Below are 22,703 nucleotides of genomic sequence, written 5' to 3'. Positions count from 1 at the left end.
AAAAAACCGCCACGATCCAGTGGCGGCTTACCCGACTTTATGTTCAATGCGTAATTTATCGGCAACCATGGCGATAAATTCACTGTTTGTCGGTTTTGCTTTGGTCACGTTAATCGTATAACCGAACAGCTCCCGGATGGAATCCATGTTCCCACGGCTCCAAGCCACTTCGATCGCATGGCGGATCGCCCGTTCCACACGGCTCGGAGTCGTGTTGTATTTTTTGGCAATCCGGGGATACAGCGACTTGGTGATCGCCCCGAGCAACTCCACTTCATTGTAAACCATGGAAATGGCTTCACGTAAATACAGATACCCCTTGATATGGGCCGGGACACCGATCTCATGAATCACATTGGTGATATTGGCATCCAAATTATTGACTTTTTGTCCGGAGGACGCTTTTCCCGACGGGGCGGAAGAGCCGGATTTCACCAGTGCCGGCTTGGAAGCAATGCCTTTCATCTGCCGGATCCGGTGGGTCAACACATCCAGATCAAACGGCTTTAATATGTAATAGGAAGCTCCCAGTTCCACTGCCCGGTGCGTGATGTTCTCCTGGCCAAATGCCGTGAGCATGATCACTTTCGGATCAAACTCCAGATCCATTTGCTGGAGCTGTTCCAATACGCCAAGTCCGTCCAAATGAGGCATGATAATATCCAAGATCAAAACATCGGGAATTTCCTGTTTCAACATTTCAATGACTTCGCCCCCGTGGTGGGCCACACCGATCACTTCAATATCTCCCTGTCCGTTCAAATGTTCTTTAAGCAAATCAGCAAATTCCCGATTATCATCCGCTAATATCACTCGGATTTTATTCAATGGAAGACCCTCCCAATCGTCCAAAACAGTTTATTTTTTCCATTCGACAAAGAATCAAAACTTCCTGCATTCCGCCTTTTGCTGAGGGCATAATTTTTAAGAAAATAAAAAAATATACAGTTTCATAAAACGAATTCGGTGTAAAACCACGAAAAAGTTGCATATTAAAATTAGAAAGGAGTGAACCGCTTTGAAAAAAACGTCCAACTCCAGCTTGGAACAAAAGAAAAAAGCCGGGAAAACCAAACAGCAAAACAAAACCGAAACCGAATTTGCCGCCGGCTTTGGAAACAAAAAGCTGGAAGGGCCGGACCGTCCGTCAACTTAATTCACTCACCGAAAAACTGGGATTTATCTTCCCGGTTTTTTTTATTTCCAAACTTATAGATTGAAAAACAAGTATATTCAAATAAATACAATTATTGTTATAAAGATTGATTCATCTTTAAATTTCTTTTAACATATTATTTGTCGTTTATTTACTAGATCAATTAATAAATAGTCATAAACATTTATAATCATGTCAATTTTTGCGAGGTGATTGAATGAAAAAGGTCAAAATCAGTCTGGCATGGCAAATATTTATCGGGCTTATCTTGGGAATCATTGTCGGAGCCGTTTTCTTCGGCAATCCGAATATCGAAAAATACCTGCAACCCGTCGGCGACATTTTCTTGCGCCTTATTAAAATGATCGTCATCCCCATTGTCATTTCCAGCATCATTGTCGGCGTTGCCGGTGTCGGTGACATCAAAAAACTGGGGAAACTCGGCGGAAAAACCATTCTTTATTTCGAAATCATCACCACCATCGCCCTGCTGGTTGGTTTGCTCGCCGCCAATGTGTTTCAACCGGGTAAGGGCATTGACATGCAATCCATCGAGCAAACCGATATCAGCCAATATCAAGAAACCACGAAAGAAACAGAAGAACACGGGTTCATTGACACCATCGTCCAAATCGTCCCGGAAAACTTGTTTGCGGACATTGTGGAAGGCGACATGTTGGCCATCATCTTCTTCTCCGTCATGTTTGGCCTCGGGATCGCCGCGATCGGTGAAAAAGGAAAACCCGTGCTCAAGTTTTTCCAAGGAACCGCCGATGCCATGTTTTATGTCACCAATACCGTCATGAAATTTGCTCCATTTGGCGTCTTTGCCCTGATCGGGGTCACGGTTTCCAAATTTGGAATCGAATCCTTGATTCCTTTGAGCAAACTGGTGATCTTGGTTTATGCGGCCATGATTTTTTTCATTGTCGTTGTCTTGGGGCTTACCGCGAAAATCGTCGGGGTCAACATTTTCCATTTGGTCAAGATCCTAAAAGACGAATTGATTCTGGCTTACTCCACTTCCAGCTCGGAAGCCGTTTTGCCAAAATTGATGGAGAAAATGGAGCGGTTTGGCTGCCCGAAAGCGATCACTTCGTTTGTCATTCCAACCGGTTATTCGTTTAATCTGGATGGTTCCACGCTGTATCAAGCCATTGCCGCCATTTTCATCGCCCAGATGTATGGCATTGATTTAACCATCACCCAACAGGTCACCCTTTTGCTCACACTCATGATAACCTCCAAAGGAATTGCCGGAGTTCCGGGAGTTTCCTTCGTGGTCTTGTTAGCCACCTTGCATGTTGTCGGCATCCCGGCAGAAGGATTGGCATTCATCGCCGGCGTCGACCGCATTATGGACATGATGCGTACGGTTGTCAACGTCATGGGCAATTCTTTGGCATCGGTCGTCATGTCCAAATGGGAAAAACAATTTAACGAACAAAAAGCCAAAGACTATCTGGAAGAAATCAAAAATGCCGCCTGAGACTGCTGCGTTTCAAACAGCAGTCTTTCTCATTGATTGAAACGACTCATAACATAACACCTTCCCCTCCCCCTTGCAATCTCCATCCGACAGCATCTGACCGTAAAAGATGCAATTTAAACTCCATGGAATGAAATTATGAATGACTTTATCTGATTTACTCCTTTTTTATAGATTTCCTTCCTGATTTCTTCGCTCATCACTACCCTTCCAAGACAAAATATGCTAATATAAAAAAATATGTTGAAAAAATTTGTATTTTTCCCTTAAACCATCCATTTCAAGCGCTTTTAAAAAAGAATTAACAATATAGACAAGATTGCGTTAAATCGAATATTACAAAAACAAGTATAATTGGCTATGATTTATGAATTATTTACATAGGTTGTAAACCGTAAACCGGTTTGCAAATAAATCGAAATATTGCTTAAACAGAGTGAACCCCCGGGTTCATTCTGTCTGTTATGACAGCCATGAAATCACATCCAAAGAAAGGAAGGTGAATCTGTTACGGAAAACAAATCACATACATACTTGCGTCACGGAAGGAAACGGTTTAAAACCCAACCTTCTGCTTTTGTTTTCCGTAACCGTGTGTATGCGTCACATGCGAAAAAACATGACCCACCGCCTCCTGATGGCAATCATCTGCATGATGATCGGAATTGTCATTCCATTGTCACCGGCGATTTCCCACGCTGAAGGAAGCGGCATCAACGTTCCTTCGGTCGATGACCACTTTTACAAACCGAAGGAAGGGCCGAAACCGGAAGAGCAAAAAAAGATCAATGATAAAAACACCAAAGTGGAATCACCGGAGCAAAAGCAACAACCGCAATCCAAAAACGAAAAGAAAAACGACGGTCCGGATCCTTGGACAGTCACCAAATTTGTGGTCAATGACTTTGCCAAAGAACAAGCAGCTTCCATTGAACCTTATATTTACAATCCGATTGATGAAATCTCCCCCAAGGGTGCCGTTTACGGCAACATCGTGAAAATCCCGCGGGCAGCCATGGGGAACTTGGTTTTTAAAGATGGGTCCGCCGGGAAAATCTTTATTGATACTTGGGATGGGATAGAAAAGGGCAAAGAAGTTTGGGATAAATATAAAACCTTGAAAGAAATAAACAATTTAAAACAAAGATTATCAACTTATACAACCCTTACACAAAGAGCCGAGATTCAAAGTCAAATCGGAAAACTCAGTTCCGTTTCCAAATTGTCCAAAGGTCTCGGCTGGGTTGGCATTGGTGTTGCCGCTATCGATACAGGAAATAATCTGATTGACACCTACAAAAAATGGAAAGCCGGCAAAGGTGCCGAAGCCCGGGATGCAGCCATCAAAGCTGTGGGAAGTTTCGGTGAAGGCCTGATCTCTGCAGGAGCCTTGATGGGCCCCACCCCTTGGGGAATCGGTTTAGCCGCTGCCGGTACGGTATTATGGGCTGGAAGTGCCATTTGGACCCATCGGGAAGGCATCAAAAAGATGGCACAAGGAGCCGTTGATTTGGCGAAAAAAGGGGTTAACGCCGTGAAAAATGGTGTAAAATCGGCTTGGAACAAACTTTTCGGTTAAACAAAGGAGGGCTAAAACAATGAATTTGGAAGAATTAAAAGGCAGACCCAATCCGGAACCTCCAGAGCTTATAAAAAATGTGGCAAAAGAACATTTAAAAGACGGAGAAAAATTTAATATCTATCCCCAAAAAGCTTTCTTAAATGGAAAAACATATTTCTATGCAACTTATTGTAATGTAGGAGATACAAAAGAAGAGTTGACAGGCATTTTAGTTATCAGAGAAGATGGATCTTTACCTCTTCATAAAGAGTGTCTTGATGTATACTATTATCTCTCCGGAGTTGAAACCGGACTGACAAACGTTCTTGCCCAAGGCTCAGACTGGTCCAAAAGACCGATGGGGGTGTGGAAAAAGTTGCAATCCCTGTTGGATTCTTTTGCAGATACGGTCCATGCTTCCAATGATCCCGCTTTTCAAAAGGGATATGATGTCTTTTGTTCCATCCCCAATACCATGTTTGAAACACAGGATCAGCTGAAAGAAGTCGTGGAAAACGCAAAAAAATATTACACTGAATTGACGACAGATTATGTTGTTACAAAAGAATTCCACGATAAAGTGGACGAAAATTACCGTCTTATGATGGAGAATATGAAAAAACAATTTGAAGTGCAGATTGAAACGGAAGAAGAACGGACAAAATTCATGAAGCAACTAAAAGCATCCATTTCTTTTTTGGATCTCTCAAAACAGGTTTCCTATATGCGGCTGAATAAACTGCATAAATGGCTGAATGCCGACAAGGCAACCATGGATGAATACGAAGACTTTAAAAACGACATATATCGGGAGAAAGCCAATGCACAAGGAAGGAAAAAACAAATTGAGATGATTCGCAACCCCAGAGACTAAATATTGAAGGAGGACAAAATGCTCATTCGGGATTCGTTTCAACTGTATCGCGAAGAATTTGGCAAGATCTTATTGCTGGGTTTGATCGTGACCGTTCCAGTCCAGTTTCTGTGTTTATTGGTCAACAATTATTTTTACCTATATTATGGAATACTTGAATTACATTTCGCTGATTTGTTCTACGGCATCAATATGTTGATTGCCGGATCGCTCGTCCAAATTCCTTTTATCAAGCTCTTTGACAGTTACCGGAAACGAGAATACATTGAGTTTTCGAGTGCATACGGGAGCTTTTGGCAATATGGCTTTGTCGTCTTTGTGATGTCCATTCTCTATACTTTGGGAGTGGTCACCGGAACTTTCCTTCTGCTTATCCCGGGACTGGTTTTGATGGTCCTGTTTAATGCCTTCCCTTTTGCCGTGGTCCTCGACGAAAAAAAATGGTGGGAAGGCTTCAAACAAGCCTTTCAATTTGGCAAAAGCAACTTCTGGAAACTGTTTGGTATCATTTTTGGCTTCTTGATCGTGGAACTGGCTGTCGAGTGGATCTTCCAATCGATCACATTCTTATTCACCGACCGCTACCTCGTGGTGGCATCCGTGGTCATGCTGGTCAATATGTTGTTTGTTCCGATTGTTACTTTTGCCACCGGCTTGTTATACCAAGAGTGGAAAGAACAACCTGACACAGCAGTCTGAAGCCCAATTCAAAAGCAGGGTCCCTGTAAGGGATCTTGCTTTTTTCCTTGTCGGTTTGTTATTTGTCTTTTTGTATAAAAGTATTTTGAATTAGAATTTTTTTATATAAAAAAGCAGGTTTTCCCTCCTTTGTAGCCAATTATATAGTCAGAATATTTTTATAAGGAGGGTTTTTCTTGGCCAAAAAATTGGTAGTCCTCAGTTTGTTTGTGGTCACCCTGCTGGCATGGACTCCGGCCTTTGCTTACAATTTGTGGGGTTACAGATGGTCAAGCAGCAATATTACGTATGAATGCGATATGGGAGGCGACTATACGACACAGTGCGAAAACGGCGCTGCGGAATGGAGCAGCCGGACGGATGCAAATCTCAGTTACGGAGGGTCCGGTGCCGGTATTCGCACGGAGGCCGGCAATTATGGAAATGTTTCCTGGAGTGGCCTTTGCACCGTCACTTCCGCTTCAGGCAGCACGGTTTACCAAATGGATATTTCCATTAACCGTTATTATACCGACAGTTATTCTTCTCAGGTACGAAAAGGGGTCATTACGCACGAACTGGGGCATGCGATCGGTCTTGCCCATGAAGACCGGCTGGGGCCCGGTGGAGCGGTCATGTACAGCAATGACGGGAGAACGGTTTATTCCCCGACCCAGGATGACATCAGCGGAGTGAATGCCATTTATTAATTCTTAAGGAGGTTTCTTTATGCTGAGGAAGACCAAACACCTTCTTTATTCCATCGGGATCGCAAGCCTTGCTTTGTTGACAGCGGCCGGGATCTATGTTTCTTTCTTCCAACCGAAAGAGGTGGAAGTGGGCGTGTCCTTGAACAAAATGTATTCCAGCGTGGAAGAAATGCAGCAAGAAGCTGACTTAATCGTGGAGGGCAAGGCTCTTTCCGGGCAAAAGAGCTTCTTTTATGACCGGGTTCCGTTTACCCTGACTTCGTTCCAAATTGATCAGGTCTATATAGGGAATGCCCCGCAAAAAGTCATCTCCATTTTGGAAACCGGCGGTGTCAAGAAAAACATGAATTTCACCGTTGAAGGTAATGAAGTCATGGATGCGGATAAATCGTATGTGTTGTTATTGAAAAAATACGAAGGCCCGGTGACAAATGAACCCAGCTACGTGATCGTGGGCGCTTATCAAGGGAAATTTGCTTTGGACGGAAACCGGGTTTCTGCTGCTGAACACGTGAATGCGGCCCTTCAACAAATCGAGACGAAAGATCAACTTTTAAAACAACTGGATCCATCCTGAAGAAAAAAAGGCGGCTACCATGTGTAGCCGCTGTTGATTGAATCACCCCTGCATCTTGCAACATCCATTCGATAAAAGTTCCATATCCCGAAGTTGGATCATTGACAAACACGTGAGTTACTGCTCCAATTAATTTTCCGTTTTGAATGATCGGGCTTCCACTCATTCCCTGTACAATGCCACCGGTTTTTTTCAATAACCTTGGATCCGTCACTTTGATGATCAATCCTTTGGTCGCCGGATATTTTTGTTTGATGGCATGCACAATTTCAATGTTGTATTCCTCCACTTTTTGCCCCTCGACCACCGTCAGGATTTTGGCAGGTCCCTCTTTCACTTCATCAGCGAGAGCGACCGGAATCGGTTTTTGGTATTTTCCGTTGGGCGGTGCCTCATTCATCTGCCCGAAAATCCCGAACGGTGTATTCTGACGGATGTTCCCCAACACTTGATTTTCCCTGAAGAAAATGGCTCTTTTTTCACCCGGTTCCCCGGATTCCCCTTTTTGGATCGAGGTCACATTGGATTGGACAATCTTTCCTTCACCCACACGAATCGGCAATCCGGTATCCACGTCTGTCACGACATGTCCCAGTGCCCCGTACACATGCTTTTCAGGATCATAAAAGGTCAACGTACCCACCCCGGCCGCGGAGTCGCGGATATAAATCCCCAAGCGGTAACGGTTTTCCCGGGCATCTTTTTGTGCCTGAATGGTGGTGTTCTTTTGTTTGCCTTCCCGTATCAGTGTGACCCGGATCGGTTTATCCTGCGATTTTTCAACTTCTTTGGCCACATCCTGCACCCGGTTGACCGGCTTTCCGTTCATGGCCACAATATAATCGCCGATCCGGATGTCAGCCTTTTCGGCCGGTGAATCCACCTTTTCATTGCTGGTCTGGATGCGATGATGGCCGACGACAATCACTCCTTTGGAATAAACCTTTACCCCAATGGATTGTCCGCCGGGGATCACCTTTAACCGGGGATAAACTTTCACTTGGACTTTTTTAATCGGGAATGCACCAAATAAGTTCAGGGTCAGCCAAGTCTTTCCGGATGTGTTGGTAAATAACATGACAGGCTTTTTGAGATCCACCGGAACCTCAGCTTGACGGAATCCGTTCACATGGAGAATACGGGGATCGGATATACTGGCAGTAGCAGTGGCAGGCATGGATAAAGGAAGCTGTTTTAATTCACCCTGAAAAAGGCGGATCTCATGTGGAAATTGGATCCATTGTTGAAAGACACTTGTAGTACTTCCCAACATCAGGAGAAGCACCAGGAGAAATCCCAACCATTTTCGTTTCCCTTTGCTTTGCAATCTTACCACTCTCCTGAGCTTCCCGCCTTCCCTTTCGCCAATTTTGAAAGGTGCAGCTTACTAATCTTAAGGTAACCGCTTCGCCGGCCTTTTATGTCCTTCAAAACATTCCTGCTCATGAACATGTTCCCTGAAAAACCAAATGCACTGTAAAAACAAAAAAGCCTTTAACACCTGGGTTAAAGGCACTCACCTCACATATTGTTTCTTTTGTTCTTCAGCCAGCCGGATCATTTCCCGGGCGTGATTCCGGGTCGTACTGGTCACTTCCACGCCGCCCAGCATGCGCGCCAATTCAATCGTGCGACCTTCCATGTCCAGCTTCTTCACTTTTGTCCTTGTTTTGGATTGCAACACTTCTTTTGCAATGTACATATGGCAATCCGCCATACAAGCCACTTGGGGCAAATGCGTCACGCACAGGACTTGATGCCTGTTCGACAAAAACGCAATTTTTTCCGCAATGGCCTGCGCTGCGCGGCCGCTCACTCCCGTGTCAATTTCGTCAAAGACCAATGTATCATTCCGGTTCACTTCGGTAAAAATACACTTGAGCGCCAGCATCAGCCGGGACAATTCTCCCCCGGAAGCGATTTTGGCAAGCGGCTTTAACGGTTCGCCAGGGTTGGGGGCAATCTGAAACTCAATTTGATCCTGCCCGTGAGCATAAAAAACGTCATGTCGGTAAGGCTCCGGGAAAAAGGCGACATGAAAAACGGTCGACCCCATGTTTAAATCCTTCAATTCCTGCTCCACTCTGGTTTCCAATGCGGATGCGGCTTTTTTCCGTTTCGATGTCAGTTTTTGCGCCAATTCTTTCAATTGCTCTGTATATTGGCGGCATTTTGCGCTGAGTTCCGCTTCAATTTCCTCATGATTTTCCAGTTCATGCAGTTCCTGATCCACTTGTTCTTTATAAGCCAAAATCTCCTCAATGCTGTCCCCGTATTTGCGTTTTAATTGGTGAATCAAATGGATTCTTTCTTCCACTTCGTACAAGCGTTTGGGATCGAACTCAAAATTGTCCTGATAGCGGGCAATTTCATGAGCCGCTTCTTCCAGTTGATAACAGGCCGACCGGGCCAGTTCCGCCACATTTTCCAAAGACTCGTCCACTTCCGCAATCTGGCTTAAATGGGATATCGCCTCCTGCACGAGGCTGATGCCTCCCTGTTCCCCGTTTAAGTATTCATATGCCTTCGCACTGTGGACCATCAGTTTCTCGGCGGAAGCCAACCGTTTATGTTCCGATTCCAAAGCTTCTTCTTCCCCGGGGGTCAACTGTGCCGCTTCAATTTCATCGGCTTGGAAACGGAGCAAATCCAAACGCCGGTCCAAATCCCTCTGATTTTTTCGCAATTGTTCCAATTGGCGCTTGACTTTATCGTAAGAAACATAGATCTCTTCATACTGCCGGCGCAATGAAAGAATTTCCTCGCCGCCGAAATGGTCCAGCCACTCCAAATGTTCCTCCGTTTTCAGCAACGATTGGTGCTCGTGCTGTCCGGAGATGTCAATCAAGCGGGGGCCGACTTGTTTGAGCAAAGACAGCGTGACCACTCTTCCATTGATCCGGCAGGTGCTTTTCCCTTGTGCGGTGATCTCCCTGCGGATGATGATTTGATCCAACTCTTCCTCATCAAATCCCCACTCCACCAGCGGAGCCCGTGCAGCGTGCTCCGGATCCAGTTCAAACACCGCTTCGATTTCGGCTTTTCCTTCTCCATGGCGGACAAAATCCGCGGATGCCCTGCCGCCGGCAACCAAGCCCAGCGCATCAATCAAAATGGATTTCCCGGCGCCCGTTTCGCCTGTTAACACATGAAACCCATGGTCAAACGCGATATGCACCTCTTCGATGATGGCAAAGTGGCGAATAACGAGTTCCTTCAGCATCCCGACCGCCTCCTTACAGCAAATCCAGGAAGCGCTGCATTAATTGAGGTGCTTGGGCTTTGGTCCGGGAAATGATCAATATGGTGTCATCCCCTGCAATCGTTCCCATCATTTCTTCCCAATCCAAATGATCCAACAAAGCAGCCACGGCTTGGGCATTACCGGGCAAGGTTTTGAGCAAAACCAGGTTTTCGCTGTAATCGATGCTCACAAAAGATTCCTGAAGGGTCCGCTTTAATTTTCTTAACGGATCAAAACGTTTTTCCCCGGTGGGAAGCGAATATTTGTATGCCCCGCTGGCTGTCGGAACTTTCACCAGATGCAATTCTTTAATGTCCCTGGAGACGGTTGCCTGTGTCACATTGAAACCCGCTTTTTTCAATTCTGCGACCAAATCGTCTTGCGTTTCAATCTCCTTACTTGAAATGATTTCACGGATTTTAATATGGCGCTGTGCCTTCATGTTCTCCACCTACCCTGCTAACATCCACACTCTCGCCTTGCAGTTTTTGGCGTACCACCTCAAAAAATGAACGGTCCTGCCATTTGATCAGCAAAGCGGAGTGCTTATAACGCTTAACCCGGACAATATCTCCTTCCTTCAAACAATAGCCGATCTGCCCGTCGATGGTGATTCCCATCTCCCGGTGAACGGCCGAAACATGGATATCGATGACCGATTCAGACGGAAGCACCATGGGTCTGGAAGTCAATGTGTGCGAACAAATCGGCGTCAAAAGCAATGCCCGGATTCCCGGATAAACAATCGGCCCTCCGCAGGACAAGGAATATGCGGTCGAACCGGTCGGCGTGGAAATAATGACCCCATCGCCTGTATAGGTTCCGAGAAAATTCCCGTCCATATACGCCGTGCATGTGATCATCCGGCCGAAAGAGCCTTTGGCGATCCCCACATCATTGAGCGCAACCCCGGATTCAATCACACGGCCGTTGCGGATGACTTCCGCTTTCAGCATCAGGCGGCATTCGATCACATAATCCCCGGAAAGCACCCGTTCAATCGCTTCGGACAGACCGCCGGTTTCCGCTTCGGACAAAAAGCCCAGATTTCCCAAATTAAAACCGAGAATCGGGATTTGGTACCGGGCTAACTGTCTGGCCACCCCCAGCAAGGTTCCGTCGCCACCCAGGACAAAGACCAGTTCGACACGGCTGGCGAATTCCTCCAAAGGAAGCCCCAATTCTGGATATCCCAAGTCAGCGGCAATATCCGGCTCGAAACAGACAGCAACCCCTCTGGTTTCCAATTCCCGTTTCATTTTCTCTGCAACCGCAAAAGCTTTCGGTTTGGATCGATTTACTTTAATCCCGATTGTTTTCAACCATTTCCACCCCAATAACCACGTTGCAATCATAATAATATAAACACAGCGGCGAACAAGATCAATAGCACCGGTGCCAAATAAAACAAAACATGTTTATTCTTTTGAAAGGAGACATCCGGTATGTCAAATTCGATCTCCTTGATCGTTCCCTGCTCGCGGTCCACATACAAAATGGCATCCGGACGGTACAACAAATAATACGGCAGGAAAAAGTCCCTCAATCCGGCTCCGGATTCCCGGACCGGTTTGCGCGATCTTGCGACAATCACAATATACCATGCATCCTCGCGGCGGGCGAAATAATCGATGAACAACCGGCTGGCATACTGGCGACCGCCGTAACCGATGTCAAACAGAATCCTTTCTTTCTCCCCCACCACTTCATAGCCGTGTTGCCGCAACAAGTCCGGAACTTCCCCCTCAATCTCTTCATCCGGTTCTTTCGTTGTCGGGTATAAATCCAATAACTTTTTCCAAATCAAATAAAAGATGACTCCGATTAGCAGAAAAAGTACAAGGGTATCGCCCGGTCGGGTCACCATTCCCCCCTCCTTTACCTACTAATTCGAAGTCATGCGGGTGAACCCTTTTTTCAATTCATCAAAACCGCTTGTGCGCTTCATCCACCACTTCTTTTATCTTTGCTGCCCAATCGGTGTTGCTTTCCCGGGTTTTCGGGAAAGTGAGGTATCCCAGAAATTCAATGTTTCCTTCCCCACCCTGAATCGGGGATGGCGTGATTCCTTCCACCTGGTAATTCAGGGATTCGGCCAGTTGCACGGTATTCATCAAAACTTTCCGGTGCACTTTGGGATCTTTGACAATTCCTTTTTTGCCGACTTCTTCTTTGCCCGCTTCAAATTGGGGCTTGATCAAAGCCACCACTTCCCCGCCGCGGCTGAGCAGATCCCTCAAATTGGGAAAGATATGCTTTAAGGAAATAAATGAAACATCTATCACGGCAAAGTCAGGGATATCCCCTGTCAAATGTTCAGGTTTGACATACCGGAAGTTCGTCCGCTCCATCACGATCACCCGCGGATCTTGCCGCAATTTCCAAGCGAGTTGCCCATAGCCGACATCAATGGCATACACCTGTTTTGCACCGTTTTGCAGCGCACAATCGGTAAATCCCCCGGTGGAAGCCCCGATATCCAAAAGGACGCGGTTTTTCAAATCGATGCCAAATGTTTTCACCGCTTCTTCCAGTTTCAATCCGCCACGGCTGACATAAGGGTGAAGTTGCCCTTTCACCTCGATGGACACATCCACCGGAACTTTGGTCCCTGCTTTTTCGATCCGTTCCTGATTTACGTAAACCAGTCCGGCCATGATGGATCGTTTGGCCTGCTCACGGCTTGCAAACAGGCCTTTTTGAACCAGTAAAGTATCAATGCGTTCCTTTTTTTCCACGTTCAACCCTCAAGCTTTTTGGATTTTTTGTGATAAAAATCTGTTAACAGTATCGGCAATGCCTTCCGGAGTTAATCCGACTTCTCTCCGTTGGTCATCGATGCTTCCGTGTTCCACATAGACATCCGGAACCCCCAAAATTTTCACCTTGGGCATGTCGATTTCTTTTTGCTGGTAATACTCCAGCACGGCGCTTCCGAAACCGCCAAGCACCGCGGCTTCTTCCACCGTGATCAACGGGATGTTTTCTTCAACCAGCTGATCCAGAAGCGCGGTATCCAGCGGCTTGGCAAACCGGGCGTTGATCACACGCGCATCAATACCCTTTTCTTTCAACCGTTCAGCCGCTTCCAAAGAGGTCTGAACCATCGGTCCCAGTGCCAGAATGGCCACATCCTTTCCGGGTCTCACCTCTTCCGCTTTCCCGATAGGCACCAACTTCAATTCATCATCCATCGGAACCCCGACCCCGGCGCTTTTGGAGTACCTGACGGCGACAGGCCCGTCGTTGTATTGGACGGCCGTATGGATCATGTGCTGCAATTCATTTTCATCTTTTGGCATCATGATCACCATGTTTGGCTGACTGCGCATATATCCGATGTCATAAATTCCCTGATGGGTTTCCCCGTCTTCACCGACAAATCCGGCCCGGTCCACTGCAAAAACCACATTCAGGTTCTGCCGGCATACGTCGTGAACCAGTTGATCATAGCCTCTTTGCAAAAAGGTGGAATAAATGGCGAGTACCGGTTTCATCCCTTGGGTTGCAAGGCCTGCAGCAAAAGTGACAGCATGTTGTTCCGCGATTCCCACATCAAAACAACGATGCGGAAACTTTTTCTGAAAATCATCCAATTTGGAACCGGTCAGCATCGCCGGGGTGATCGCGACAATGCGCTCGTCTTTTTCAGCCAGCTTCACCAAGGTTTTTCCAAAAACCGAGGGGTAAGTCGGAGGACCTCCTGCTTTCTTTTGAAAAGCACCGGATTCAATTTTGTACGTTCCGACACCGTGATACACGACGGAATCATCTTCGGCGGGCTTATACCCGTATCCTTTTCTCGTGATGACATGGACCAAGACCGGCCCTTTGGTTTTGCCGGCCAAACGCAGGCTTTCCATCAATTCATCCAATTGATGGCCGTCAACCGGCCCGATGTAAGTAAAGCCCAAGTGTTCAAAAAAGACTCCGGATACCACCAAATATTTCAGACTGTCTTTTATTCTTTCCAATGTTTTGGCGAAAGGCACGCCGACCGTCGGAATCTTCTTCAAAAGATGCTGGATTTCGTCTTTCATCTTGTTATAGCTTTTGTTTGTGCGAAGACGGGCCAAATGATTGTGAATGGCACCGACATTCGGGCTGATGGACATTTCATTGTCATTTAAAATGACAATCATATCGCTTTGGGATTCCCCGATATGGTTGAGTGCTTCCAAAGCCATGCCGCCGGTCAGGGCTCCATCCCCGATCACCGGGATGACTTTGTAGTCTTCCCCTTTCAAATCCCGGGCCGCAACCATTCCCATCGCCCCGGACAAGGACGTGCTGCTGTGTCCGGTTTCCCAGCAGTCATGCTCCGATTCTCTCATTTTCGGAAAACCGCACAACCCTTTGTACTGTCGCAAAGTGGAAAACATTTCGCGGCGGCCCGTCAAAATTTTATGCACATAAGCCTGATGGCCGACATCCCACAAAATTTTGTCCCGGGGACTGTCAAACAGATAATGAAGGGCAATCGTCAGTTCCACCACGCCCAGATTGGAGGCCAAATGTCCTCCGGTCTTCGACAAACTTTCAATGAGAAACCGGCGGATTTCATCCGCCAATTTCGGAAGTTCTTCCACAGGTAATTTTTTTAATTCATCTGGCGAATTAATCTGCTCGAGGTGCACGAAAAACGCCTCGCTTTCGCTTTCTTTTCATTTTGGTTTACAAGACTTACTTGAAAAATAATATGATGAGCAAAGGAAATTGACAAGCGGCTTTGGTCCGAAAAATCACTGCTAAGAAAGAGCGTTGTTGGAAGCGATTACGACACCACAAGGTCAAGTCCGCTTTCAAAGCGGCCTTTCCCCGCATTCGCGGGTTTCCCGCCGCCTTCGTTGCCATCATGAATATGATCCGATACAGATGAGTCCTTCTCCATCCCGTCTCTTTATAAATGCAGTGACGTGCTCCTGAACACCCGTCATCTTTCCTTTGCCCGAATCCATTCAGAAAAATGCCGGCCGCAAGGACCGGTGCCGTTCATCGTTTCTCCAACGATGGATATGTATTTTTCCCGGTTCACGCAAGTGGTGCCCCTTGGGACGAGTACCGCATCAAGCAGGCTTTTCCGGCAACATACAGCCTGCTTGTCATCTGACGGTTCCCGATGTGCCTCCTTTTTCAAGAGACCCACTCACTGAAAACATATTTTATTATAGCACAAGGCTCTCTCTTTATCATACATTGGCGTCAATGATCACGGGACAATAAATAATCGGCGATTTCCAACAACCGGGACGGTTCAATCCCGGGATGGGACATCAACGTGTTTTTGGCATCCTCCGTGAGCAATTTCAGCCTTCTTTTGGATTCTTCAAGACCGAGCAATGACGGATACGTTGCTTTGTTGGATTTGATGTCGCTTCCGGCCGGTTTCCCGATCACTTCGGTGGTGCCGGTCACATCCAAAATATCGTCCTGGATTTGATACGCAAGACCGATTTGATAAGCAAAACGCGTCAAAGCATCCAGCACGGAGGGTTCAGCCTGGCAAAAATGCGCCCCCATGCGCACCGAAAAGGCGATCAAATCCCCGGTTTTTCTTTTGTGGATGCTTTCCAGTTCTTCCAAGCTGATCTTCCGGTTTTCACTCAACAGGTCATCCGACTGGCCTCCGACCATTCCGCGCGCCCCTGCACTTCGGGCTCCTTCTTCAATCATCGTCAGAGCCACTTCGGCAGGCAATCCTTCTTTTTTGGCCGCGGCGGCCATTAAACCGAATGCTTCTGTCAGCAGGGCATCCCCGGCCAAAATGGCCTGAGCCTCCCCAAACACTTTGTGGTTGGTCAGCTTCCCCCGCCTGTAATCGTCGTCGTCCATGCTCGGCAAGTCATCATGAATCAGGGAATACGTATGAATCATTTCAATGGCACAGGCAAAAGGCAGGGCTTTTTCGGGATCTTTTCCAAGCGACTCCACGGTGGCCAGCGTCAACACCGGACGCAACCGTTTCCCCCCGGCCAACAGCGAATACCGCATGGATTGCCGCAACACATCGGGCAGGCTGTCCATCTGATCCAAATATTGTTCCAAAGCCCGGTGAACCCGATCCGCTTGTTCCTTGATATATGATGTAATGGATTGCACTTACTCCAAATCCTCCTCTATTTCAAAAGGTTTTTTCAGCCACTCTCCATTCTCCTTGACCAGCATCTCGACCTGATGTTCCGCCCATTCCAGCTTCTTTCCGCAAACATGGGCCAACTTCATTCCTTCATCAAACAACTGAATCGCCTGCTCCAGAGGAGTGTCGCCTTTTTCCAGCTGCTGCACCACTTGTTCCAGCCGTTTCAACGCATCTTCAAACGGCAGGGACTCGAATGCGGACAGATCTTTTGATTCAGTCATTTTTTTCCTCCTCCGCTCTGTACACTTGACATCTCAACCGCCCGTCGGGGAGACGGACTTGAATCAAATCCCCGGGCTCCGCTTGCCGGACGGATTTAATCAGTTCATTCTTATGAAGGCGGTAAACGAGAGAATATCCGCGTTGCATGACCTTTAACGGACTCAATGCATCCAATTGGGCCAGTTGGTGATGGTAGCGTTGTATTTCGGTTTTCAGCCGCTGATGCATCAGGGTCCGGCTGTCTTTGATCAATAACGCCAACTGCTCACTCAGTTTAGACAATTTTTGCGACGGATGGCAAGCCTTTAATTGAAACTTCATTTCGGAAAAATCACGTTTTTTGGTTTCAAGCGATGCTTGCATGGCATGCTCCAGCCGCGTCTGTAAATGATCAAGCCGTTGGGTGTATTGTAAGAGGCGTGCTTTCGGATCCAGAAAGACAGCCCGGTTGACTTGGTTTTTCACCCGTTCTTTCATCCGGTCCAGGACCGACTGCTGAGACTGAATCAAACGCCGGGTTAACTGAGCGGTTTGATTTTTCAGCTCCAGCAGCTCGGGAACCACAAACTCCGCTGCTGCCGTCGGGGTGGGAGCCCGTAAATCGGCCACCAAATCGCTGATGGTTACATCGGTTTCGTGCCCGACGGCCGATACCACCGGCAATTTGGAACGATAAATGCTCCGGGCAACCACTTCTTCATTGAATGCCCACAATTCCTCCAACGAGCCGCCGCCTCTTCCGACAATCAACACATCCACTTCATCCATTTCGTTCATGTGATCAATGGCTCTGGCGATTTCGTGTGCCGCTTCATCCCCTTGAACCGAAACCGGATATAAGAGAATGGATGCAATCGGATAGCGCCGGCGAATCGTTACAATAATATCACGAACAGCGGCTCCGCTGGCAGAGGTAATTACCCCCACTTTTCCCGGAAATTTCGGCAGAGGCTTTTTTTCTTTGTCAAACAACCCTTCCGCCGAAAGTTTTTCTTTCAGCCGCTCAAAAGCAATGTACAAATCCCCGGTTCCGCTGAGCCGCATATCTTGCACATAAATCTGCAGATGACCGTTTTTCATGTATAAAGAAACATACCCGCGGACCAACACCCGGTCCCCGTTTTTGGGCACAAAACGCAACCGGCGGTTGTTTCCCGCAAACATGACCGCATCGATGGCGGCTTGATCATCCTTGATGGTGAAATACATATGGCGGCTTTTCCGGTTTTGGGAGAAATTTGTAATTTCTCCTTCCAGCCAGATCTTTTTTAAATTTTCATCCAGATTCAGCGACGTATAAAGGTATTCCACCAGGTCAGTGACTGACCAGACATCGCGTTCCGGTTCACGGAACATAACTTCCCCTCACTTTGCCTTTTTAAATCACTCATCTTTTCCATTATAAAAGAAAGAGGCTCTCCTCCAACAGAGGAAGCCTCTTCTTTTTCATTTATTTTGCACGTTGCCACAGCTTTTTCGCCGCCGTGACGGTGTTTTTCATCAGCATTGCCACCGTCATCGGGCCGACGCCGCCCGGCACCGGGGTAATCGCCGAGCAAACCGGCGCCACTTCTTCAAAATTCACGTCTCCCACCAATTTGCCGGCTTCATTCCGGTTCATTCCCACATCAATCACCACGGCCCCGGGTTTGACAAACTCTTTGGTGATCATTTCGCCTCTTCCCACAGCGGCCACGAGAATATCCGCCTGGCGGGTGTGATGAGCCAGATCCGCTGTTTTCGAATGGCACAATGTCACGGTGGCATTGGCTTGTTGCAACAACATGGCCATCGGCTTGCCGACAATATTGCTTCTTCCCACGACCACCGCATGTTTTCCTTCGAGAGAAATCCCCGTCCGTTTAAACAATTGCATGATTCCGTAAGGCGTGCACGGCAACAAACCGTTTTGTCCGATCATCATTTTTCCCATATTGACGGGGGAAAAGCCGTCCACATCTTTGGACGGGGAAATGGTTGCAATCACTTTATCCGGGTCGATGTGAGCAGGCAGGGGCAGTTGCACCAAAATCCCGTGGATGGCCGGGTCCTCATTCAATTCTTTCACCTGATTCAACAACTCTTCTTCTTGAACGGTTTCCTCCATCCGGATTAACCGGGAGTGGATGCCGATTTCTTCCGATGCCCGGATTTTACTCCGCACATACGTTTCGGACGCAGGGTTGTTTCCAACCAGAATGACGGCCAACCCCGGCTTCAATCCCTCTTCGGCTAATTGGCTGACTTCTTCTTTCAGTTCCGCACGGATTTCTTTGGCGATTTGTTTTCCATCAATCAATTGATAAGACAACGCGCTCACTTCCTTAACATTAAAGGTTAATTATTAATTAATGTTCAGTTTATATGTTAAATGTTTTGATGTAAAGACTTTATGCAAACACTTAAAATACAAGCGTTTTCATATACAAAAAAGAGGGGAGATCTCCGTCCCCTCTCCTCTTTTTTAAAAATTATTGTTCGGTTATTTGCCCGGCTTCTTCTTTTGCCACTCTTCCCAAAACCCCGTTGATAAACCGGCCGGATTCTTCGCCGGAAAAAGACTTGGCCAGTTCGACCGCTTCATTGATCACCACAGCCTTGGGCACATCTTTTTCATATAACAATTCAAATATGGCCAAGCGTAAGATCATTTTATCCACAGTGGGAATCCGTTCCAATGACCAGCCTTTTTTCAACAAGGGGCGAAACACTTCATCCAGACGGAAAGCGTTTTGCAAGATCCCTTCTGTTAAATGCAAAAAATACGAACGCTCTTCCCCGGCGAGTCCGGTGCTTCGCACAGACACAATTTCCTCTTGTTCCTCCGGGCGAAATTCACACTCATACAATGTTTGAATCACTTTTTCCCTGATCTCTCTTCTGCTCATCAACAATCCCCCAAAAAGAAGCCCGAGCCATGCAGCCCGGTCTTCGATCTTCCCTCTTTATTTTAACCAAAAAACAGCACAAGCCATTCTTATTTCACACGTGGCGGGTTTGGCTCATTCTCGTCCCCGGAATCGTTTGCCGGCATTTTGATGCCGCTGATTTTGACGGAAACTTGATCCACTTGAAGCCCGGTCATGTTTTCGATGGCTTGTTTTACTTCTTCCTGCACTTTGCGGCCAAGTTCAGGAATATTGAAACCATATTGTACCACAATGGACAAGTCAACGGCCAGTTGTTCTCCCAAATCCACATGAATTCCTTTTTTCAAATTTTTGCGGCCCAACAACTGATTGATATTGGCGGCGGTTCCCCCGCTCAACCCGATGACGCCGTCGACGGAAGACGCTGCAATCCCTGAGATGATTTGGATCACTTCCGGCGCAATCTCAATCTTGCCAATCGCATTTTGATCGTACTCATAAATTTCATTCATTGATCCATACTCTCCTTATTTAATGGATTCTTCTCCAGGAAAAGAATATCAAAATCCCCTTCGGCAAATTTCGGATGTTGCATCAGTTTCAGGTGGAACGGAATGGTTGTGTGAATTCCGTCGATCGCAAATTCATTTAATGCCCGTTTCATCCGCTCAATCGCCTCATTGCGATCTTTTCCCCATACAATCAACTTTGCCACCATGGAATCATAGAACGGCTGAATTTTGAAGCCTTGATAACAAGCGCTGTCCACCCGCACTCCGTTTCCTCCCGGCGGCAGGTAGAATTGGATGGTTCCGGGGGAAGGCATGAAATCTTTTTCCGGACGCTCGGCATTGATCCGGCATTCAATCGACCAACCGTTGATCCGGACTTCTTCCTGACGGAGCGAAAGTTTCTCGCCGGCTGCGATCCGGATTTGCTCTTTCACCAAATCCACGCCCGTTATCAACTCGGTCACCGGATGCTCTACCTGGATGCGTGTATTCATTTCCATGAAATAAAAGTTTCCTTCTTTATCCAGGAGAAACTCCACGGTGCCGGCTCCCGAATATTGGACGGACCGGGCTGCTTTCACCGCCGCTTCCCCCATCTTTTCCCGCAATTCCGGAGACAATGCGGGAGACGGGGCTTCTTCCACCAGTTTTTGATACCGTCGTTGGATCGAACAATCCCTTTCTCCGAGATGTATCACATTGCCGTGCTGGTCCGCCAACACCTGGATCTCAATGTGACGGGGTTCCACCAGGTATTTTTCCAAATAAACCCCCGGATTGCCGAAATTGGCTTCGGCTTCTTTCTGCGCAAGCGCAATCGCCCGTTTCAGCTCTTCTTCGTGATGGACCACGCGCATTCCTTTTCCGCCTCCGCCGGCGGTCGCTTTCACAATCACCGGAAAACCGATTTCTTTGGCTGTTTGCACGGCCTCATCCACATCCTCAATCACGCCCTCGGTTCCCGGCACGACCGGCACCCCGGCCTCTTTCATGGTATCACGGGCCGTCGTCTTATCCCCCATTTTTTGAATCGCTTCCGGCGAAGGGCCCACAAACGTAATATTGCAAGCAGCGCATAACTCGGCAAAATCGGCATTCTCAGACAAAAAACCGTATCCCGGGTGAATGGCATCCACTCCGACCAGTGTTGCCGTGCTCATCAGGTTGGTCATATTCAAATAGCTGTCTTTGCTTGGAGCCGGACCGATGCAATAAGCTTCGTCCGCCAGCGTCACATGCAATGCTTCCCGGTCTGCCTCGGAATAAACGGCCACCGTGGAAATTCCGAGCTCCTTGCAGGCACGAATAATTCGCACAGCAATTTCACCGCGGTTAGCGATTAAGAGCTTTTTAAACATCGTCATCCTCCTTCCGCGGCCGTTATGTGGTTTTCACCAAGAACAAGGGTTGGCCGTATTCCACCAGTTGTCCGTTTTCCACCAATACTTTCACAATGGTACCGTTTACTTCCGCTTCAATTTCATTCATCAATTTCATCGCTTCCACGATGCAAACCACTGTATCTTTTTGAATGGTGTCTCCTTCTTTTACATAAGGATCGGCATCCGGAGCCGGAGCGCGGTAAAAGGTGCCAACCATGGGCGAAACAATTTTATGTAAAGTCGGATCATCTTCCTCCGCCGCTTGCGGTGCCGGTTCCTGAGCCTCCTGTTCCTTTGGCGCCGCGACGGGTTCCGGAACCACTGCTTTGGGGGTCGGGACAGCTTGTACAGGTGACGCTTGAGCAGCCGGTTCGGATGTCGTGAGCGTTGCAGAAGCTCCGCTGTTTGTGCCGGACTTTTTCATATAAATTTTGTTTCCTTCAAACTCGAGTTCAAACTCATCGATTTGAGATTCATCAATTAATCGGATCAGTTCGCGAATCTCATACGGTTTAAAATTCATCTTTAATTTCCTCCCTTAATTTCTGCCCAAAGCAAAATCCATAATAACGCTAATAGCATAACGCATTTTCAGTGGTTTGACCACCTCTTTACATAGTAAAACAACCGACCCGGTTTTACCAAATGTCCGTATGTAAAAAAATAAACCAGTTTCCTTGTTGAAACCGGTTTTTTGATCATTTCTTTTTTTCAGCGGTATGCGACGGTCACATGATGCGGATCGACTTGCAGATGCTGGCGGACCAGACTGATTAATTTCACCACTTGTTTTTTGTCCAGCTTTTCGCTTTGGACAATCACATCGACGTGCGGAAGATTGGTAATGACCACGGCATCCTGATAACCTTCTTTCCGGATCAGTTCTTCCAACACGGTCTCCTGATTGTCAATTTTCATCAATTGCTGGATTTTCTGATTGGCCTCTTCCACTTCCTTCTCGGGTGCTTCCGGATTGGTCAGCACTTGCATGTATTCTTCGACCATTTTTTGGCGCAACGTGCTCCGTTGCAACTGATAACCGACAAAAAAATCATTGGACTGGTTCTCCAGAACTTCCGCCGATTTTTGGCCGGAAGAAGACGGTTCATCGACCGGCTTGATATCCACTTTGATATCCCCTTGTTTTTCCTTGGCGGTTTGTGCCACCTGATCAGCCGGTTCAACCGGACCCGTCACGATATAATAGGCAGACAAAACGACCATGACGGACAACATCGTCACCAGCCATACCGTTTGTTTGTTCACCGACATTCAGACTTCCTCCTTTT

The 22,703-nt window shown here is 47.2% G+C and carries 23 protein-coding genes; 6 read left to right on the top strand and 17 right to left on the bottom strand.

Translation table 11 applies throughout. The features are described from left to right. Window positions 1–27 precede the first annotated feature (27 nt). Window positions 28–828, bottom strand: coding sequence for a sporulation transcription factor Spo0A (gene spo0A / locus H1R82_RS04145; protein WP_181731675.1), 801 nt, complete (start codon window positions 826–828; stop codon window positions 28–30). Between the two features lie 190 nt (window positions 829–1,018). Between spo0A and H1R82_RS04140 the strand changes: the two genes are divergently transcribed. The 6 genes from H1R82_RS04140 to H1R82_RS04115 all read left to right on the top strand — a co-directional run bounded on the left by H1R82_RS04140 (window position 1,019) and on the right by H1R82_RS04115 (window position 6,468). Next, window positions 1,019–1,156 (top strand): hypothetical protein, encoded by a 138-nt coding sequence (locus H1R82_RS04140; RefSeq protein ID WP_181731852.1) that lies wholly within the window; start codon window positions 1,019–1,021, stop codon window positions 1,154–1,156. A gap of 217 nt (window positions 1,157–1,373) precedes the next feature. Continuing rightward, a complete protein-coding gene (gltP, locus tag H1R82_RS04135; protein ID WP_181731676.1) occupies window positions 1,374–2,645 on the top strand; it encodes a glutamate/aspartate:proton symporter GltP in 1,272 nt (423 codons plus the stop codon). 607 nt (window positions 2,646–3,252) lie between these two features. Next, on the top strand, window positions 3,253–4,224 hold the full coding sequence (locus H1R82_RS04130) for a hypothetical protein (protein ID WP_181731677.1): 972 nt from the start codon (window positions 3,253–3,255) through the stop codon (window positions 4,222–4,224). 19 nt (window positions 4,225–4,243) lie between these two features. Then, window positions 4,244–5,080 (top strand): BAR domain-containing protein, encoded by an 837-nt coding sequence (locus tag H1R82_RS04125; RefSeq protein WP_181731678.1) that lies wholly within the window; start codon window positions 4,244–4,246, stop codon window positions 5,078–5,080. An 18-nt stretch (window positions 5,081–5,098) separates the two neighbouring features. Then, window positions 5,099–5,779 carry a DUF7847 domain-containing protein gene (locus H1R82_RS04120; RefSeq protein ID WP_181731679.1) on the top strand — a complete coding sequence of 227 codons (681 nt, stop codon included), beginning with the start codon at window positions 5,099–5,101 and terminating at the stop codon, window positions 5,777–5,779. A 176-nt stretch (window positions 5,780–5,955) separates the two neighbouring features. Beyond that, the gene (locus H1R82_RS04115) at window positions 5,956–6,468 is read left to right on the top strand and encodes a M57 family metalloprotease (RefSeq protein ID WP_181731680.1); all 513 of its coding nucleotides are present in this window, start codon (window positions 5,956–5,958) and stop codon (window positions 6,466–6,468) included. Window positions 6,469–6,839: 371 nt separating this feature from the next. Here the strand turns inward: H1R82_RS04115 and spoIVB are convergent, their stop codons facing one another. The 16 genes from spoIVB to H1R82_RS04035 all read right to left on the bottom strand — a co-directional run bounded on the left by spoIVB (window position 6,840) and on the right by H1R82_RS04035 (window position 22,686). Beyond that, the gene (gene spoIVB, locus H1R82_RS04110) at window positions 6,840–8,381 is read right to left on the bottom strand and encodes a SpoIVB peptidase (RefSeq protein WP_309544788.1); all 1,542 of its coding nucleotides are present in this window, start codon (window positions 8,379–8,381) and stop codon (window positions 6,840–6,842) included. A gap of 180 nt (window positions 8,382–8,561) precedes the next feature. Then, a complete protein-coding gene (gene recN / locus H1R82_RS04105; RefSeq protein ID WP_181731681.1) occupies window positions 8,562–10,268 on the bottom strand; it encodes a DNA repair protein RecN in 1,707 nt (568 codons plus the stop codon). Window positions 10,269–10,281: 13 nt separating this feature from the next. Beyond that, complete coding sequence (ahrC, locus tag H1R82_RS04100; protein WP_181731682.1) at window positions 10,282–10,731, bottom strand: transcriptional regulator AhrC/ArgR; 450 nt, start codon at window positions 10,729–10,731, stop codon at window positions 10,282–10,284. Then, complete coding sequence (locus tag H1R82_RS04095; RefSeq protein WP_181731683.1) at window positions 10,709–11,611, bottom strand: NAD(+)/NADH kinase; 903 nt, start codon at window positions 11,609–11,611, stop codon at window positions 10,709–10,711. The genes ahrC and H1R82_RS04095 overlap by 23 nt, the downstream gene beginning before the upstream one ends. Before the next feature lie 29 nt (window positions 11,612–11,640). Continuing rightward, window positions 11,641–12,156 carry a hypothetical protein gene (locus tag H1R82_RS04090; RefSeq protein WP_181731684.1) on the bottom strand — a complete coding sequence of 172 codons (516 nt, stop codon included), beginning with the start codon at window positions 12,154–12,156 and terminating at the stop codon, window positions 11,641–11,643. A gap of 58 nt (window positions 12,157–12,214) precedes the next feature. Beyond that, window positions 12,215–13,027, bottom strand: a complete 813-nt coding sequence (locus H1R82_RS04085; protein WP_181731685.1) for a TlyA family RNA methyltransferase — start codon at window positions 13,025–13,027, stop codon at window positions 12,215–12,217. A gap of 9 nt (window positions 13,028–13,036) precedes the next feature. Next, complete coding sequence (gene dxs, locus H1R82_RS04080) at window positions 13,037–14,926, bottom strand: 1-deoxy-D-xylulose-5-phosphate synthase (RefSeq protein WP_181821608.1); 1,890 nt, start codon at window positions 14,924–14,926, stop codon at window positions 13,037–13,039. 565 nt (window positions 14,927–15,491) lie between these two features. After that, complete coding sequence (locus H1R82_RS04075) at window positions 15,492–16,388, bottom strand: polyprenyl synthetase family protein (protein WP_309544787.1); 897 nt, start codon at window positions 16,386–16,388, stop codon at window positions 15,492–15,494. Beyond that, complete coding sequence (xseB, locus tag H1R82_RS04070) at window positions 16,389–16,649, bottom strand: exodeoxyribonuclease VII small subunit (RefSeq protein ID WP_037993848.1); 261 nt, start codon at window positions 16,647–16,649, stop codon at window positions 16,389–16,391. Further along, complete coding sequence (xseA, locus tag H1R82_RS04065) at window positions 16,642–18,006, bottom strand: exodeoxyribonuclease VII large subunit (protein WP_181731687.1); 1,365 nt, start codon at window positions 18,004–18,006, stop codon at window positions 16,642–16,644. The genes xseB and xseA overlap by 8 nt, the downstream gene beginning before the upstream one ends. Window positions 18,007–18,100: 94 nt before the next feature. After that, complete coding sequence (gene folD, locus H1R82_RS04060) at window positions 18,101–18,961, bottom strand: bifunctional methylenetetrahydrofolate dehydrogenase/methenyltetrahydrofolate cyclohydrolase FolD (protein ID WP_181731688.1); 861 nt, start codon at window positions 18,959–18,961, stop codon at window positions 18,101–18,103. A 160-nt stretch (window positions 18,962–19,121) separates the two neighbouring features. Then, complete coding sequence (nusB, locus tag H1R82_RS04055) at window positions 19,122–19,538, bottom strand: transcription antitermination factor NusB (protein ID WP_181731689.1); 417 nt, start codon at window positions 19,536–19,538, stop codon at window positions 19,122–19,124. Window positions 19,539–19,627: 89 nt separating this feature from the next. Then, complete coding sequence (locus tag H1R82_RS04050; RefSeq protein WP_181731690.1) at window positions 19,628–20,032, bottom strand: Asp23/Gls24 family envelope stress response protein; 405 nt, start codon at window positions 20,030–20,032, stop codon at window positions 19,628–19,630. Continuing rightward, complete coding sequence (gene accC / locus H1R82_RS04045) at window positions 20,029–21,390, bottom strand: acetyl-CoA carboxylase biotin carboxylase subunit (RefSeq protein ID WP_181731691.1); 1,362 nt, start codon at window positions 21,388–21,390, stop codon at window positions 20,029–20,031. Before accC ends, H1R82_RS04050 begins: the two co-directional genes overlap by 4 nt. 22 nt (window positions 21,391–21,412) lie before the next feature. Further along, complete coding sequence (accB, locus tag H1R82_RS04040; RefSeq protein WP_049719943.1) at window positions 21,413–21,937, bottom strand: acetyl-CoA carboxylase biotin carboxyl carrier protein; 525 nt, start codon at window positions 21,935–21,937, stop codon at window positions 21,413–21,415. Window positions 21,938–22,125: 188 nt separating this feature from the next. After that, the gene (locus tag H1R82_RS04035; protein ID WP_049719942.1) at window positions 22,126–22,686 is read right to left on the bottom strand and encodes a SpoIIIAH-like family protein; all 561 of its coding nucleotides are present in this window, start codon (window positions 22,684–22,686) and stop codon (window positions 22,126–22,128) included. Window positions 22,687–22,703 lie beyond the last annotated feature (17 nt).

The sequence above is a fragment of the Thermoactinomyces intermedius genome (assembly GCF_013912365.1).
Taxonomy (GTDB): domain Bacteria; phylum Bacillota; class Bacilli; order Thermoactinomycetales; family Thermoactinomycetaceae; genus Thermoactinomyces; species Thermoactinomyces intermedius.
Note: the sequence above shows the minus strand (reverse complement) of the source record. Positions and strands in the feature narration are given on the sequence as shown.